Annotated in this window: 14 protein-coding genes; 1 reads left to right on the top strand and 13 read right to left on the bottom strand. The window is 57.7% G+C overall.

Annotation, left to right across the window (positions count from 1 at the left end; translation table 11 throughout):
* Positions 1 to 12 precede the first annotated feature (12 nt).
* From rnr to SHIM_RS16170, 3 genes are all read right to left on the bottom strand, one after another.
* Positions 13 to 2277, bottom strand: a complete 2265-nt coding sequence (gene rnr, locus SHIM_RS16180) for a ribonuclease R (RefSeq protein WP_054003721.1) — start codon at positions 2275 to 2277, stop codon at positions 13 to 15.
* A gap of 192 nt (positions 2278 to 2469) precedes the next feature.
* Entirely contained in the window at positions 2470 to 3405 is a 936-nt protein-coding gene (locus SHIM_RS16175) for an ornithine cyclodeaminase family protein (RefSeq protein ID WP_054003720.1), read from the bottom strand.
* A gap of 10 nt (positions 3406 to 3415) precedes the next feature.
* Positions 3416 to 4543, bottom strand: coding sequence for a DSD1 family PLP-dependent enzyme (locus SHIM_RS16170; protein ID WP_054003719.1), 1128 nt, complete (start codon positions 4541 to 4543; stop codon positions 3416 to 3418).
* A gap of 92 nt (positions 4544 to 4635) precedes the next feature.
* Between SHIM_RS16170 and SHIM_RS16165 the strand changes: the two genes are divergently transcribed.
* A complete protein-coding gene (locus SHIM_RS16165; protein WP_054003718.1) occupies positions 4636 to 5538 on the top strand; it encodes a LysR family transcriptional regulator in 903 nt (300 codons plus the stop codon).
* Between the two features lie 187 nt (positions 5539 to 5725).
* Here the strand turns inward: SHIM_RS16165 and SHIM_RS16160 are convergent, their stop codons facing one another.
* From SHIM_RS16160 to SHIM_RS16115, 10 genes are all read right to left on the bottom strand, one after another.
* Complete coding sequence (locus SHIM_RS16160; RefSeq protein WP_054003717.1) at positions 5726 to 6694, bottom strand: aldo/keto reductase; 969 nt, start codon at positions 6692 to 6694, stop codon at positions 5726 to 5728.
* 78 nt (positions 6695 to 6772) lie between these two features.
* Entirely contained in the window at positions 6773 to 8062 is a 1290-nt protein-coding gene (locus SHIM_RS16155; RefSeq protein WP_054003716.1) for an L-fuconate dehydratase, read from the bottom strand.
* On the bottom strand, positions 8062 to 8904 hold the full coding sequence (locus SHIM_RS16150; protein ID WP_054003715.1) for a fumarylacetoacetate hydrolase family protein: 843 nt from the start codon (positions 8902 to 8904) through the stop codon (positions 8062 to 8064). Before SHIM_RS16150 ends, SHIM_RS16155 begins: the two co-directional genes overlap by 1 nt.
* Before the next feature lie 20 nt (positions 8905 to 8924).
* Entirely contained in the window at positions 8925 to 9677 is a 753-nt protein-coding gene (locus SHIM_RS16145; protein ID WP_082358430.1) for an SDR family oxidoreductase, read from the bottom strand.
* Between the two features lies 1 nt (position 9678).
* Complete coding sequence (locus tag SHIM_RS16140) at positions 9679 to 10011, bottom strand: L-rhamnose mutarotase (protein WP_241488901.1); 333 nt, start codon at positions 10009 to 10011, stop codon at positions 9679 to 9681.
* On the bottom strand, positions 10008 to 11117 hold the full coding sequence (locus SHIM_RS16135) for a mandelate racemase/muconate lactonizing enzyme family protein (protein ID WP_054003714.1): 1110 nt from the start codon (positions 11115 to 11117) through the stop codon (positions 10008 to 10010). Before SHIM_RS16135 ends, SHIM_RS16140 begins: the two co-directional genes overlap by 4 nt.
* A gap of 3 nt (positions 11118 to 11120) precedes the next feature.
* Entirely contained in the window at positions 11121 to 12209 is a 1089-nt protein-coding gene (locus tag SHIM_RS16130; protein WP_054003713.1) for an ABC transporter ATP-binding protein, read from the bottom strand.
* Positions 12210 to 12214: 5 nt separating this feature from the next.
* Positions 12215 to 13078 carry a carbohydrate ABC transporter permease gene (locus SHIM_RS16125; protein ID WP_054003712.1) on the bottom strand — a complete coding sequence of 288 codons (864 nt, stop codon included), beginning with the start codon at positions 13076 to 13078 and terminating at the stop codon, positions 12215 to 12217.
* A 5-nt stretch (positions 13079 to 13083) separates the two neighbouring features.
* Complete coding sequence (locus tag SHIM_RS16120; RefSeq protein ID WP_054003711.1) at positions 13084 to 13977, bottom strand: carbohydrate ABC transporter permease; 894 nt, start codon at positions 13975 to 13977, stop codon at positions 13084 to 13086.
* Between the two features lie 71 nt (positions 13978 to 14048).
* On the bottom strand, positions 14049 to 15371 hold the full coding sequence (locus SHIM_RS16115; protein ID WP_054003954.1) for an extracellular solute-binding protein: 1323 nt from the start codon (positions 15369 to 15371) through the stop codon (positions 14049 to 14051).
* Positions 15372 to 15540: the final 169 nt, after the last annotated feature.

Raw genomic sequence — 15540 nt, 5'->3', positions numbered from 1 at the left:
AGTGTCCCGTCGTCAGGTCCGGCGGCGGGACACTTTGCGTTTGACCTTGTCAGACTTGCGCTTGGCTTTGGTCGCTTTGCGACGAGCAGGTCCACCGCTTTTGCCGCGTCGCGATCCACCACCCTTGCGTTTAACGATTTCGCCATCCAGCGAAATCAGTTCGAGCGCGATGCCGCCAGTGACCGGCGCGGCCTCTTTCAATCGGGCGGTGACTCGCTGGCCTAGACCGATAACAATACCAGTGTCAGAGCCGATCAGCGTGGTGGTTTCCTGATCATAGTGGAAATACTCGCGCCCGAGTTCGCGCATCGGAATGAGACCGTCTGCGCCGGATTCGTCGAGTTTCACAAAGACACCAAATCGGGCAATGCCTGATATGCGCCCCGTGAATTCGTTGCCAATCCGCTCGGACATATAGGCTGCAAGGTAGCGATCCGTGGTGTCTCGTTCCGCCAGCATCGAGCGACGCTCGGTTTCGGAAATATGTGTGCCGGTGTTTTCCATCCGCTCGGCCATCTCGGGGGTCAGCCCATCGTCGCCCCAGCCGTGCGCGGTGATCAGCGCGCGGTGCACGATCAAGTCGGCATAGCGGCGGATTGGCGAGGTGAAATGCGCATAGGCGCGCAACGCGAGGCCGAAGTGACCGAAGTTCTGCGGCGTGTAGTAGGCCTGTGTCATCGACCGAAGCGTGGAGATGTTGATGAGTTCGGCGTCATCCGATCCGGCCGCTGCATCCAAAAGCTGATTGAGGTGGCGGGTTTGCAGCACTTGCCCTTTGGCCAGATTATAACCCGCGGTTTGGGCGGTTTCGCGCAGGGCATCTAATTTCTCGGGGCTGGGCTCTTCGTGAACCCGAAACAGCAGCGACGATTTCTTGGCAATCAGGGTTTCAGCAGCGCAGACATTGGCCAGCACCATGAACTCTTCGATCAGCTTGTGGGCATCAAAGCGGTCCCGGAAATTGACAGACGTGACTTCGCCCGCGTCATTCAGCTCGATCTTGCGCTCAGGCAGATCAAGCGCAAGCGGTTGGCGTTCATTGCGTGCCTTGGTGAGCGCATCATAGGCCGCATATAGCGGTGTGATCACATCATCCATCAGACCGGCACAGGTCTCATTCGGATGTCCGTCCTGCGCTTGCTGCACTTCTCCGTAGTTGAGCGAGGCAATCGAGCGGATCATGGCGCGACAGAACTGGTGGCCGATCTTCTTACCCTTGCTGTCGATCTGGACACGCAGCGCAATCACGGCACGCGGCACGCCCTCGTGCAGCGAGCAGAGATCACCGGAAAGCCGGTCAGGCAGCATCGGTACAACACGGTCCGGGAAATAGCTGGAGTTGCCGCGCTTGCGGGCCTCGGTGTCCAGCGCCGTGTCTGGCCGCACATATTGGCCAACGTCGGCAATTGCGACCCAAAGCACGTGACCATCCGCGTTTTTCGGATCGTCATCGGCATGTGCCCAACAGGCATCGTCATGATCGCGCGCATCAGCCGGATCGATTGTCACAAACGGCATGTCCCGCAAATCGTCGCGCTTGCCCAGAGGGGCGGGTTTTGTGGCGTCGGCCTCGGCAATTACCTTGTCAGGAAAGCGATCGGGAATGCCGTGTTGGTGAATCGCAATCAGCGACACAGCCTTGGGTGCCGACGGATCACCCAAACGCGCAACCACCTTGGCGCGCGGCAGGCCCATGCGTCCTTTGGGACCGGATTGCTCAGCCTCGACCAACTCACCGTCTTTGGCGCCGTTGACCTGCTCGGATATGACATGCCACTCCTTGCCGTCGCCCTTGTCGATTGGCAGGATGCGACCGCCCTCTGCGGTTTTTCGAAACACGCCGAGCACACGACGCGGGTTGGTGCCGATCCGACGGATCAGGCGGCCTTCATAGGCGTACTCTTCGTCCTGGATTTCGGTCAGACGGCCCAGAATGCGATCGCCTTGACCCAACGCCGGATCAGAGGCGCGGGTAATGACAAGGATGTTCGGCGCCTCGCCGTCACCATGCCATTCCAGTGGACGGGCAAAAAGATCGCCATCGTCGTTGGGTCCGGTGATTTGCAGAACCGACACCGGCGGCAGTTTGTCCGGATCACGGTAGGTTTTTTCGCGTTTTTGCAGGTGACCTTCGGCCTCTAGCTCGCGTAGCACGCGCTTGAGATCAATGCGCGCAGCGCCTTTGATGCCAAAGGCTTTGGCGATGTCACGTTTGGAGGTGAGGGTCGGGTTCTCGGAAATCCACTCAAGGACTTCCTCTTTTGAAGGCATACGCATGGGTTTGCCCTAACACGCAAGCGGGATCAGGGGAAAGGGGCCTTGCCAAGCCGTTAGCTGCACATTTACTTCGCCCCAAGTCAGGGCCACGTGCGCAAGCAGTTGCCTGGGTCAATATAATGGCGATCCTGACCCAGAGCTGGCAATGCCCATTTCCAAACGGCGAAAGACGCGAATAGCGCAGCCAACACCCTAACTTTCTGCTGCGCTGTTTGCCTCGTGCCGGTCGAGGATCGCCTCTGCCATATGCAAATCCTGCAGAGAGATGCCCGAGCTGTCGAAAATCGTGATCTCTCCGTCATCCTTTCGCCCTGGTGCGTCTCCGGTGAGAACCGCGCCAATTGCAGTCGGGGATGCCTCGTGGCCAGCGTGCTGGAATTCCCCGATGCGCATTGACTGCTCCGGCAAATCGCAAACAAGGTTGGCGTGTTGAAAGATTTCGGCAGGTAGTTCCTGTTTGCCTAAGCTGTCGGATCCCATAGAGGAAATATGCGTTCCCGGCTGGACCCAAGCGGCCTCAAAAAGAGGCGCGGTGGCCGTCGTCGCCGTCACGATAATATCAGCAGCACGGACAGCGGGTTCCGCCGCAGCGACCTCTGCCGGCAAGCCGGAGCTGCGCAGCTTTTTGACAAAAGTTTCGGTGCGGACAGGATCTCTGCCGACCACCAGAAGATGGGACAGTTTTCGGACGCGGGCGATGGCTTGTGCCTCATAGGCGGCCTGGTGGCCCGTTCCAAGCAGCGTCATGACCTCGGAATTCGGACGCGAAAGAGCATCTGTGGCCACAGCATTCGCTGCGGCGGTGCGATAGCAGTTAACCATTGAACCCTCTACCAGAGCGCCGATACGTCCCGTGGTTTGGTCAATCAGCACGATGGTCGAGGCATGCCGAGGCAGACCACGTGCATCGTTGGTTGGGAAATAGGCACCGACCTTCAACCCAGCCAATTCCGCCCCCGAGGCCGACTTGATTGTAAAGCGGTTCTGCGGATCGCTGCCATGGGCGATCACAACCGGGAAACTCGCGGCCCCTGGAGCGACGGCGGCGATAAAGGCCTCTCGCATCGCCGCGAAAGCGAGTTCAGGCGTGATGATGGCTGCGGATTGAGCCTCAGTAATCAGTATCATGTCAGTTTCCTTACCAGCCGCCGAAGCGGGTCCAAGTCTGCATTGGACGATTGTCCTGCTGTAAAACGTGGTAACGGGCATGCTGCGCTGCTGTCGCGCAGGCATGGTTAGGCAAGATTCGCAGACGAGTACCAATGGGCAGCTCCGGCGCCGGCCCATCCGCGCCCGGGCGCAGGGAAACGATCCCATGTTCCTGGTTGGCGCTGCTCACGATGAGATCCGTGAGAACGCGCCCGTCCGCGTCGCATACAAGGCCATACCCCTGGTCCACATCCTGCGCCGCCGTCCCTCGATCTCGCGACAGCGCCATCCAACCGGCGTCGATCATCATCCAGCCCTTGGCAGGTTGGTGTCCGATTACGGTTGTCAGCACGCTGAGCGCGATATCGTCGACGGTGCAGACGTCGATTCCGGCCATCACCAGATCGAAAAACATGTAAACTCCGGCGCGCAGCTCCGTCACGCCGGTCAGATCCCGCGCGGCATGGGCTGTCGGAGTCGATCCGACGCTCACGACAGAGCACAGCAGACCAGCATTGCGCAGCGCTTCTGCCGCCGAGACAGCGGCGTGTCGCTCCCGTTCTGCGAACTTGGCATGGGCAGCATCGCCGCGCACATTGTAGCTTTCCCCCGCATGGGTCATGACGCCTCGAAGGCACGTGCGTTCTTGCAAAATTCGGCCGATTTGGATCAATGCCGGGTCTTTCTGGCGAACCCCGCCGCGATGGCCGTCGCTGTCGATCTCTATCAGGGCAGGCACGTTTGCCAGCGCGACGGCCCGCGCCTGTGCCTCACTGTCGAGGATCACCACCAGGTCGCAGCCGCGATCACGCAACGCTTGCACACGTTCCAGCTTCTGCGGGGCGATCCCGACGGCATAAAGGATATCCTTGTGACCGGCATTGTAGAACACTTCGGCCTCGGCCAGGGTCGAGACGGTAATGGGGCCGGGCGTCCCCCCGGTTAGGAGGCGCGAGACCTCGGCGGACTTTGCCGTCTTCAAATGGGGTCGCAGCGACACGCCAAGGCGCTCCGCGTGCCCTGCCAGCCGCGCGATATTTCGCATCATCCGGGCCTTGTCCAGCAACAGCGCGGGGGTGGGCAGATCGTTTTGGGTCAACGGACCAGGTTCATTCATCAGGGTCGTCCTCCAGTGGCACCCGAGATCTATCACGGTTGATGTTCGGGGCACATTTACATGATCTGAAGCCCACATTAAGTTACGCCTTAATGCTTGATGCGTCCGATCTCCGCTTTGTAACGGCCCTCTCCGCTGCACCAAGCCTTGCAGCGGCGGCGCGCAATCTGGGCGTCACACCACCTGCGGTTTCTCAACGGCTGGCACTGTTAGAAGACCGGCTAGGGTTGCGGCTCATGGACCGCGGTCGCGGGCACCTAAGGTTGACAGCCGAGGGGGCGTATCTGGTCAACCGTGCAAAGGACATCCTGAACGACGTTGCAAGCCTTGCGGACGAAATGTCGGCCCGGGCAGGACGGATCGAGGGCCCCCTGCACGTCATCGCTCCTTTCGGCTTTGGCCGTTTGCGTGTGGCCCCGGTTCTCGCCCGGTTTGGTGACGAAAACCCGGAGTTGCATCCAACACTCAATCTCAGCGAAGATCCTGTAGGCGCGATGAGCGACGGGCTCTGGGATGTCCTGATCCATGTTGGACGGTTGCCGGACCTGCGCATTACACAGCGCAAACTGGCGCCAAACCGAAGGGTGCTGGTGGCATCGGCGAGTTACATCAATCGCGCCGGGCTGCTGCAGAGCCCGGAGGACCTATCCACTCACAGAATCGGAGTGGTTCGCGAGAACCGGGCCGACGCGTCGCTTTGGCCGCTGACTGGCCCAGACGGCATCGCGACAAACCTGCGGGTACGGCCGGTCTTTGACTGCAACGATGGCGAAGTCCTGCGTGCCTGGGCGCTGGAGGGTTTCGGCATCGTGGAGCGGTCTGAATGGAGCGTTTCCGCCGATCTGCGTGCTGGAAAGCTGGTGCGCGTGCTGCCAGAATGGTCGCTCCCGGACGCTGATATCGTGGCTTTGTTGAACCCGCGCGCAGTGCGTTCCCTTCGAATAGACAAATTCGTCGAAAGGCTGGGGTCGGAGATCAGCGCGCCGGCTGGATAGCGCCCGAACTCATGTGTGTGATTGGTGGGAGTCACAGTACTAGGAGAAAGAAGAAAAATGGCGATCTCCAGCTCAAAGCGGACCTGGGCGTCATTCTTAGCCGATGAAGAAGTGACCCAAGCTACGGTACACACCGCAGCAAAAGAAACGGCCAATTCACCAATCTAGGAGCGGCAAATCTGGTGTTTCAAATTTGGAAGGCTTTAGAAAACCCATCGGGAACTTCGATGCTCACAGCCGACAGGTTGCGTTGAAAGGTCGTGGGCTTGGCGGTGCCAATCAAAACCGAGGCTGCCAGATCATGTTGTTTTGCGAACAGCAGCGCAGCGGTGGCAAGCGGAAGGCCCAGTGTTTCGGCGGCGGCTTGTAGCTCAGACACTTGCGCCAAAATCTCTGGACTTGCCGGCATGTAATCATAGGTCGCGCCGTCCACCGGTCCCGTTGCCAATATGCCCGAATTAAAGACCCCTCCAAGCACAAGGCTGGTGCCTTGTTCACGGCAGCGCTGCGTCAATTCTTTTTCGGCGGACCGGTCCAGCAAAGTCAGGCGCCCCGCCAAAAGGATTACATCCAGCGAACCGTGTTGCATGACCTCCAGGCAAATTTCGTTTTCATTCACTCCAAGGCCAAAGGCGCGGATACGGCCTTTTTCCTTGAGTTTCACAAGGCGCTCGTGGCCACTTCCTAGAAACGCCTCCATGTGCATGTCGTTACCGGCGCCATGAGTGTAGCGGCCCAGGTCATGCACAAAGGCAATGTCTATCATTGTGGTTCCCAGACGTTCCAAACTGCCCTCCAGAGACGCTTCGATACCATCGCCGGAATAGTCATAGCGTACGTCGTTAGGTAGCGGGTCAACAAACCCGTCCGCCTCCGACATCGCTTGCCCAGGTGACAACACGCGCCCTACTTTGGTGGACAGAGTGTAGCTGTCGCGTGGCCTGCCTTTCAGGTAACTGCCCAATCGCTGCTCGGACAGACCACGGCCATAGTGAGGGGCCGTGTCAAAATAGCGAATACCCGCCTTCCAAGCAGTATCAATAACATCCTGTGCTTGGGCGTCAGGCACCGCGTGGTAGAGGTTGCCAATGCTGGCGCAGCCAAAGGAGACTTCGGTCACGATCACGTCGGTGTTGCCAATGCGGTTGGTCTTCATGGGGCACCTTTTGGGTCAGCTGAAATCGTTTGGTATTGAATTGGCGCCGCACCCGAATAACCCGAATGCGGCAATCGATTATTCCGCGGCCAGCGCAGGTTGAAAACGATAAGTGGCAATCGACTCTGGCTTCATTTCGATCGAGAACCCTGGCTTGCTTGGTGCCAGATAGGCCCCGTTTTTTACCACGCAGGGGTCAACAAAGTGCTCGTGCAGGTGGTCAACAAACTCGATGCGCTTGTCGTCCTTTACGCCGGTGATGGCGACATAATCGATCATCGACAGGTGTTGCACATATTCACACAGCCCGACGCCACCTGCATGTGGCCAAACCGGCAAGCCAAATTTGGCCGCCATCAGTTGCACCGCGAGCACCTCGTTCAGACCTCCCAGTCGACAACTGTCGATCTGCACAAAGTCAACTGCCTCATGCGCCATGAACTGTTTGAACAGAATGCGGTTTTGACACATTTCGCCGGTGGCCACTTTGATCGGGGCCACACCATCACGGATTTTGCGGTGGCCGAGTACATCGTCGGGGCTTGTCGGCTCTTCGATGAAAAGCGGCTTGGCGAAGGCCAGTTCTTTGACCCACTCAATTGCCTGATCCACCTCCCACACCTGATTGGCGTCGATCATGATATTCATCTCATCGCCAAGTTCGTCGCGGGCAATGGTCAGGCGACGGATGTCATCTTGCAGATCACGTCCAACCTTGAACTTGGTATGCGTAAACCCGGCCTCCCGCGCCTCGCGACACAGCCGGCGCAGCTTGTCATCTGAGTAGCCGAGCCAACCCGCAGACGTGGTGTAACACGGGTAGCCTTCGGCTTTCAGTGTGGCGATGCGGGCCTGCTTGCCGGGCTCTGCTTGGCGCAGAATATCCAATGCCTCCTCGCGGGTCAGGGCGTCACTCATGTAGCGAAAGTCCACAAGTGAGACGATCTCTTCCGGTGACATCTCGGCGACCAGTTGCCAGACGGGCTTGCCGGCTTCCTTTGCCAGCAGATCCCAGACCGCATTCACAACCGCTCCGGTGGCCAGATGGATGGCGCCTTTGTCAGGCCCAATCCAACGCAACTGACTGTCGCCGGTGACATGACGCCAAAAGCGTCCCATGTCATCGCGAATCCAGTCAAGATCGACACCAACGACGAGATGCTGCAGCGCCATGATGGCGGCAACACAGATCTCGTTGCCACGGCCAATGGTGAACGTCAGACCGTGACCTTCGTGAGACCCATCGGTTTCCAGCACCATATAGGCGGCTGAATAATCCGGATCGGGGTTCATGGCGTCAGAGCCATCGAGCGCGTCCGACGTGGGAAACCGCAGATCGTAGGTACGCAGCGCAGTGATCTGAACCATCAGCCCGCAACCACGGTTTGTACTTGCACGCCCAAACCCTCGATGCCCAACTCCATTTTGTCGCCCGGCTTGAGGTAGGTTTCAGGAGTCTGCCCCATACCCACACCTGGGGGTGTGCCAGTGGAGATCACATCACCCGGCTGCAGGCTCATGAACTGCGACAGGTGGGCAATTACAGTGGCCACATCAAAATGCATCGTCTTGGTGGAGCCATCCTGATAGCGATGGCCGTTGACCTCCAGATACATCGGCAGGTTTTGCGGATCCGACACTTCGTCGCGGGTCACCAACCACGGCCCAATGGGGCCAAATGTGTCACAAGACTTGCCTTTCACCCACTGGCCAGAACGGTGCAGTTGGAAGTCGCGCTCAGAGAGGTCGTTGACCACGCAGTATCCTGCGACATGGTCCAGTGCCTCTTCTTTGCTGACGTATTTAGTGGGTTTGCCAATCACCACGCCCAATTCGACTTCCCAGTCTGATTTTACCGAATTGCGCGGAATTTCAACGTCGTCATCAGGGCCACAAATGGCCGAAGTGGCTTTGAAGAAAATCACCGGCTCTTCAGGGAGAGCCATGCCGGATTCCGCCGCGTGATCTGCGTAATTCAGGCCAATACAGATAAATTTACCCGCGTGCCCAACACAGGCACCCAGACGCGGGCTGCCTTCAACCAGCGGTAGGCTGGCTACATCCAATCCTCGCAGCTTTGCGATACTCTCATCGCTCAGCGCCTCCCCGGCAACATCCCCAATCACACCAGAAAGGTCACGGATGTTGCCGTCTGCGTCCAGCAATCCCGGTTTCTCTGCGCCCAGCGCGCCATACCGCAAAAGTTTCATCTCTTGTTCTCCTTGAAGTCTTATACTGACCAGCCGCCGTCGATGGCGAGGGCCTGTCCTGTGGTAAAAGCACTGTCATCAGACGCCAGATAAAGCGCCAATGCCGCGATTTCGTCAGGGGTTCCGATCCGCCCCATCGGTTGGCGCGCGATAAAGTTTTCCAACGCCTGCTCATAGTCACCGGTGGCACGTAATCTGTCGTGCATCGAAGGGCTGTCCACGGTGCCAGGGCAAATCGCGTTACACCGCACACCTTTGGTGATGTAGTCGGCAGCCACCGCTTTGGTCAGTCCGATCACAGCCGCCTTGGATGCGCCATAAGCAAAGCGATTGGGCACGCCGAGCATGGAGGACGCCACCGAGGAAATATTGATGATCGAGCCGCCTCCGTTTTCCAACATCGCGGGCAAAGTCAGCTTGATAAGCCGATACATCGATTTCACATTGAGTTCGAAACTGAAATCCCAGTCTGTCTCGGGGCACTCCAGAATGCTGCCGTTGGCAACAAAGCCTGCGCAATTGAACAAGACGTCCAATGCCGGCAGGTCTTTGGCGGCCTCCGCTACAGCAGCACCATCGGTGACGTCGAGTTTCAGCGCTGTAACGCCCTCTATTACGTCCAATTCCGCCAAGGCGGCATCGTTGATGTCGCTGGCAATCACCTGCGCGCCTTCAGCGGCAAAAAGCTCTGCTGTGGCGCGGCCAATGCCTTGGCCTGCGGCGGTAATCAATGTGGTTTTTCCGGCCAAACGGCCTTGTGTCTTTGTCATCATCTCAATCCGTGTGAAAAACTTCTTCCATCATCGCCCACTGCTCCGCGGCGTTGCGGGTCGCGAGCGGAGACTGGCAAGGGTCCGTTTGGGTCCACCATTCTTGCGTACGGGGGTCTTTGGCCATTTCGGCCATATCGGTGGCAAAGTCCGCACCGTGGTATTCCCAGTAGCCAAACAGCAGGTTTTCCGGCTCCCGCAAAAAAATGGTATAATTTCGAATGTTGCTGCCTTTGATCTGCGACAGAACATCAGGCCAGACATCGGCGTGCAGCAGTTTGTAGGTGTCGATCATCTCGGGTTTGATCCCGATCACCATGCCCATGCGTTGCATCATGCGCCCCCCTTGATCGTTTTGGGCTGCGCCAAGGCATCCAGCCGTTCCCAGTCCCATGTGATACCAAGCCCCGGATCGTTGCTGACATGCGCCATGCCATTTTCGATCCGCATGGTTTCTTCGGTGATGCCATCCAATTGCGGGATGTATTCCAGCCATTTTGCATTTGGCACGGCACAAACCAGCGGTAGGTGCAGCTCCATCAGGAAATGTGGACAGACCATAACGTTGAAGGCTTCGGCCAGATGCGCCACTTTCAGCCAGGGCGTGATACCGCCAATGCGGGCCACATCGACCTGCACGATTGAGGCCGCCCCAGCCTGCAGATAATCTTTGAACTGACTGAGAGAATACATGCTCTCCCCGACCGCAATGGGCACCGACGTCCGGCCGGCCAACTCGCGATGCGCGGCCACATCGTCCGCCTTCAAAGGTTCCTCAAACCAGCCGACGCCATGTTCTTCTAACATCTTTGCGCGGCGGATGGCCTCGGACAGGGTGAAACCTTGATTGCCATCGGTCAGAATTTCATAACCGGGCCCAACGGCGTCGCGCACAGCAGCAAGACGTTCGGCGTCCTCGGAAATATGTGGGCGACCAATCTTGATCTTGGACCCTTTGAAACCCTGCCCCTGCATGGCAAGCGCGTCTTCGACCAGGGTCTCCGTACTGAGGTGAAGCCAGCCTCCTTCAGTGGAGTAAAGGGGGATATGATCGCGACTGCCACCCGCGGCTTTCCACAGAGGCAGGTTTTGTTTTCGACAGCGCAGATCCCACAGCGCCGTGTCAATTGCCGCCAGCGCCAAAGAGGTGATGGCGCCCACAGCCGTGGCATGCGTGGCATAAAGCAAGTCACGCCAGATACCGTCAATGCGGTCTGCGTCCTGACCGATCAGACGTGGCAGCAGCGTATGTTCCAGCAGCGCCATAACCGACGGGCCACCGGTCCCGATGGTGTAGCTGTAGCCTGTGCCGCACGCGCCGTCGCTGTCAAAGATCGTCAGAATCGGCGTTTCTTGCGAGACAAAGGATTGAATGGCGTCCACCCGCTCCACCTTGGGAGCGAGATCCACCATGCGCAGTTCGATATGGGTGATCACTGCCATGTTTCAGCCCCGTACCGCTTGGCCGGATTTGGCGTCAAACACATGGCATTTATCGAGCGTCAAGCGGAAATGCAGCTGTTCTCCCGGTGCCACAGGACGCGGGTTGAACATTTTGGCCTGCACCTCAACGCCTGCCATGTTGGTGTAGAGGAGGGTCTCGGTACCCAGAGGTTCCGTGAGTGTGACCGAAAGGTCCACCTCGTGCGCCGCCCCCTCCTCTTCGACCGCATGCCCAATTGGCATAAGATTGTCTGCGCGAAAGCCAAATTTGACCGCTTGTCCGTTGGTGAGTTTTCCGGCGCTGACCGGCAGCGGCACCGAGACACTGCCGTTTAGAACAATTGAATCGCCCTGAACCACCCCATCCACCAAATTCATCGGCGGCGAGCCGATGAAGGTGGCCACAAAGGTATCCACCGGTTTGTTGAACAGCTCCAACGGGGTGCCAACCTGCACGATGTGCCCGTCGCGCATCAGCACAATCCGGTCCGCCAGTGTCATCGCTTCGACCTGATCGTGGGTCACATAGATGATGGTGCTTTCGACCTTTTGGTGCAGCTTTTTGATTTCAACCCGCATCTGGGTACGTAGTTTAGCGTCGAGGTTGGACAATGGTTCGTCAAACAAGAACACATCCGGATGGCGCACAATGGCGCGCCCCATGGCCACCCGCTGACGTTGTCCACCGGAGAGCGCGGCGGGTTTGCGGTCCATCAATTCGTCGAGCCCCAGAATGCCAGCCGCCTCATCCACGGCTTTGACAATCTCCTGCTCCGGCCTTTTGGCAATCTTTAGGCTGAAGCCGAGGTTCTCGCGCACAGTCATATGCGGGTATAGCGCGTAGTTCTGGAACACCATCGAGATGTTGCGCTCGCGCGGGGGCAGGTCGTTCACAACCCGCCCACCGATGGCCACCTCGCCGCCGGAGATATCCTCCAGCCCTGCAATCATGCGTAAAGTGGTGGATTTACCGCAGCCCGAGGGGCCAACCAGCACAACAAACTCGCCGTCCTTAATGTCCAGATCGATGCCGTGTACGGCTTGCAGCGCGCCATATTTTTTGACGACTTTGGAAAGGGTTACTTCGGTCATTTCCGTTATCCTTTGACGCCGCCGAAGGTCAGGCCGGCGATCAAGTGTTTCTGCACAATAAAGGTGAGGATCAGGGCGGGGACGATCATCAGGACCGCCAAGGCGCACATACCGCCCCAGTTGATGGTGAATTCTGCGGTGAAGTCCAACAGGCCAACCGGCATGGTTTTAGACCCCACCGAACGCGTCAGCTGTGACGCCAGCGCAAATTCGTTCCAAGAGGTAAGGAAGGCAAAGATCGCCGCCGAAGCCACACCTGAACGGGCAACCGGGAACTCCACTTGCCAGAACGCCTGCCACCGCGTGCAACCGTCGATTTCCGCCGCTTCGTGCAGCTCTTTGGGAATTTGGCGAAAGAAGCCATCTGTGAGCCAGATAGTGAAGGGCACGTTCATCGCCACATAAGCCAGAATCAGGCCGAAATGCGTGTCGATGATGCCCACTTTGGCAAAGACTATGAACAGCGGCAGCGAAAGCGCCACACCGGGTACGGCCCGGAACAACATCAGCCCGACAAAGTAGCCGTTTTTGCCCTTGAACCGGTAGCGGGCAAAGGCATAACCACCTGACATGCCGATCAGAATGGCAATCAGGGTTGAGGTAACAGACACGATCAACGAGTTGCGGAAGTAGCTAAAGACCGGCACGCCGCCTTCGCCAGCGCCTGCAAACATGGCGCGGTAGTGATCCAGCGTGAAACTCGGCACCCAAACCGGCGGTTTGGCCATGATCTCCACTGTGGGGCGGAACGAATTCAACACGATCCACAGGCCGGGGATGCAGATAATCATCATGGTCAAGAAGAGAGCGGTGAAGTGCAGCGTCTTGAGCACGCGGCGGCGATTGCGGTGAGATTGATTGCGGTCCATGAGCCTTACCCCGCCATGCCCAGCTCAGCGCGTGCGGCACTCAGCTTGCGGAAGAAATAGATGGTGAAAAGGATCGACAGCAGGATCGACACATAGCCCATCGCATTGGCCAACCCCATGCGGGCGTCGACATAGCCTGTGCGGCTCATCAACGTCCAAAGAAGTTCGGTCCGTCGCGCGGGGCCACCACCCGTCATAATCTGCACGATGTCATAGGCACGGGCGACATCCAGACTGCGAATGGTCATCGCGATATAGATAAACGGCATCAGGAACGGCAACGTGATATGGCGAAAGCTTTGCCATGGGGTACAGCCATCCACTTTGGCTGCCTCTAGCGGATCACGCGGCATCGCGAACAGGCCAGCCAGGATCAGGATCGCAAACACCGACGTGCTCATCCATATCTCGGCGAACATGATTGAGAACATCGCCAACTTTGCATCCACCAACCACGGCAGCGCCACATTGAACCCCATGGATTGCAAGACGTTGTTCACGAGGCCAATGTTGTCGTTGAAGATGAATTTGAACTGAAAGCCCACAAGAATGGGCGAGAACATCATCGGGAACATCAGAATGGTGCGCAGCGTGCGCTGCCCCCAAGTGACCTTGTTCATCATCAAAGCGATGCCAAGACCAAAAAGCAGTTCCAGGTTCAAAACGATGGTCAGGAACAACACGGTGCGGCCAAAGGCGGCCCAGAACTTCGCGTCGCTCAGGATTTTTTCATAATTGTAGGTGCCCACCCATTTCCAAAGGGTCGACGGGCGGGTCAGCTTATAGGGCGTAAAGCTGGAATAGAGCGAGAAGAGGAGTGGGATCAGCACCACTGCGGCAATCACAATGATCGCAGGCAACAGCAAGACGAACCACTCGGGCAAGCGGCGACGGGTCATTTCGCACCTTTGTCTGAGTTAAGGGTCGGTTCAAAGGCAGAGTAACCCCGCCTTTGAACCTGGGAGAAGGCTTAATAGTAGCCTGACTCGCGCATCAGTTCGTCCACGGCCTCTGCCGCATCATCCAATGCTTCCTTCACAGTTTTGTCGCCAACAATCGCAGCCTGCAATTCTGGGAACACTATGTTTGTGCTTTCGCCCCATTCCGGGATCGGTGGAACGGCAAAGGCGTATTTGGCACCTTCGGCAAAGGCTGCAAGAGCTTCGGCACGGAACGCGTCATCGCCCGCCTTCGCAGCGGCCACATTGGCCTCCCATACTGCGGAACGCGTTGGCAACGAGCCGCCGGCGCTTTCAGCCAACTGGCTGTCTTCGCTGGTCAAGAAATTGACCAGAGACACGGCTGCCTCTTTGTTGGCGCAGTCGTTCGTAACCGAGAAACCGTGGTGCCCGGACCAACCGGTGCGTGTGACGGACCCCATTGGCTGCACGGCCACGCCTACGTTGCCTGCGGCCTTGGACGATTCCGGATCGTTGAAGAAGCCTGCCCAGCCTGGCCAATCCAGGTTCAGCGCCACTGTGCCAGAAGCAAAGCCCTGCCCAAGATCATCCCAGACATAGCTGGTCGTGCCTGCGGGAACAGCTTTGGCTTCGTAAAGATCAACAAACCACTGCAAGGCGCGCTGTCCCGCATCGGAGTTGAAGATCGGCTTCTTGGTTTCGTCCAGATAGTTGCCACCTTCAGCGACCACCATTTCATAGAAACGGCCCACAATTGCTTCGTCTTTGCCAGCGTATTGGGTGCCATAGAAATTTGGCGGGTCAGCAAAGAAGATCGACTGATCTTTCACTTGCTCCCAAGTTTCCGGAACAGCGAGATCATATCCGTATTCCGCCTTGAAGGCCGCAGTTTTGTCAGCGTCTTCATAGTTGGATTTCAGATAATAGAGCACAGAGACGTCAAACTGAGCACGGGGCAGCATCAACAGCTCGCCGCCGACGGTAGAAGCTCCGATGTTGCCCTGAACAAACTCTGCCACGACATCCGCAGGCACCAAATCGTTCAGGTCCGTATAAAGCCCTTCATACTGAGGCGCAAAAGATGAGTGATTGGAGCCCACGCACCAGTCAGTGGTGCCCGCCGCCATGTCCGACTTGATCTCTTTGTCGATCTCAAAGTGGCTCTTTTTGGAGATGATATCCACCTTGGCGCCAGTTGCGGCCTCCCAGTCCGCAATGCGGCCATAAAGCCCTTCGTACTGCTGACCACCGATCAATTTGGCCTCGATGGTCACGCCGTCGAAGCTACCCCATTCACTTGCCAATGCTGATTCGCTGACAGCCACCATGGCCGTGCAGGCCATCAAGCCTTTAAAAAAATTGGATTTTTGCATCGTATCCTCCCGTTGACGCAGGTCCATTTATCGCCATCTGTGCGGCTGATATTCGTATTTAAAACATCTATTCACATGCAAATCAATGTTGACTTCGACTCCCCCAGCGGCAAAATTCGCTTATAAGGGCGTAATGGCCTTCCGAGATCGGGCCAAAAAGAATTTTGAA

Source organism: Shimia sp. SK013 (genome assembly GCF_001292625.1).
Classification (GTDB): Bacteria; Pseudomonadota; Alphaproteobacteria; order Rhodobacterales; family Rhodobacteraceae; genus Shimia.
This window is presented reverse-complemented; position numbering and strand designations above follow the sequence as displayed.

What these genes read in the sequence shown, in the direction of transcription:
- SHIM_RS16115 (WP_054003954.1), bottom strand. Translation starts at nt 15,371, where the DNA reads ATGCAAAAATCCAATTTTTTTAAAGGCTTGATGGCCTGCACGGCCATG.
- SHIM_RS16155 (WP_054003716.1), bottom strand. Translation starts at nt 8,062, where the DNA reads ATGGTTCAGATCACTGCGCTGCGTACCTACGATCTGCGGTTTCCCACG.
- SHIM_RS16130 (WP_054003713.1), bottom strand. Translation starts at nt 12,209, where the DNA reads ATGACCGAAGTAACCCTTTCCAAAGTCGTCAAAAAATATGGCGCGCTG.
- SHIM_RS16125 (WP_054003712.1), bottom strand. Translation starts at nt 13,078, where the DNA reads ATGGACCGCAATCAATCTCACCGCAATCGCCGCCGCGTGCTCAAGACG.
- SHIM_RS16170 (WP_054003719.1), bottom strand. Translation starts at nt 4,543, where the DNA reads ATGAATGAACCTGGTCCGTTGACCCAAAACGATCTGCCCACCCCCGCG.
- SHIM_RS16175 (WP_054003720.1), bottom strand. Translation starts at nt 3,405, where the DNA reads ATGATACTGATTACTGAGGCTCAATCCGCAGCCATCATCACGCCTGAA.
- SHIM_RS16140 (WP_241488901.1), bottom strand. Translation starts at nt 10,011, where the DNA reads ATGATGCAACGCATGGGCATGGTGATCGGGATCAAACCCGAGATGATC.
- SHIM_RS16160 (WP_054003717.1), bottom strand. Translation starts at nt 6,694, where the DNA reads ATGAAGACCAACCGCATTGGCAACACCGACGTGATCGTGACCGAAGTC.
- SHIM_RS16165 (WP_054003718.1), top strand. Translation starts at nt 4,636, where the DNA reads ATGCTTGATGCGTCCGATCTCCGCTTTGTAACGGCCCTCTCCGCTGCA.
- SHIM_RS16145 (WP_082358430.1), bottom strand. Translation starts at nt 9,677, where the DNA reads ATGATGACAAAGACACAAGGCCGTTTGGCCGGAAAAACCACATTGATT.
- SHIM_RS16135 (WP_054003714.1), bottom strand. Translation starts at nt 11,117, where the DNA reads ATGGCAGTGATCACCCATATCGAACTGCGCATGGTGGATCTCGCTCCC.
- SHIM_RS16120 (WP_054003711.1), bottom strand. Translation starts at nt 13,977, where the DNA reads ATGACCCGTCGCCGCTTGCCCGAGTGGTTCGTCTTGCTGTTGCCTGCG.
- SHIM_RS16150 (WP_054003715.1), bottom strand. Translation starts at nt 8,904, where the DNA reads ATGAAACTTTTGCGGTATGGCGCGCTGGGCGCAGAGAAACCGGGATTG.
- rnr (WP_054003721.1), bottom strand. Translation starts at nt 2,277, where the DNA reads ATGCGTATGCCTTCAAAAGAGGAAGTCCTTGAGTGGATTTCCGAGAAC.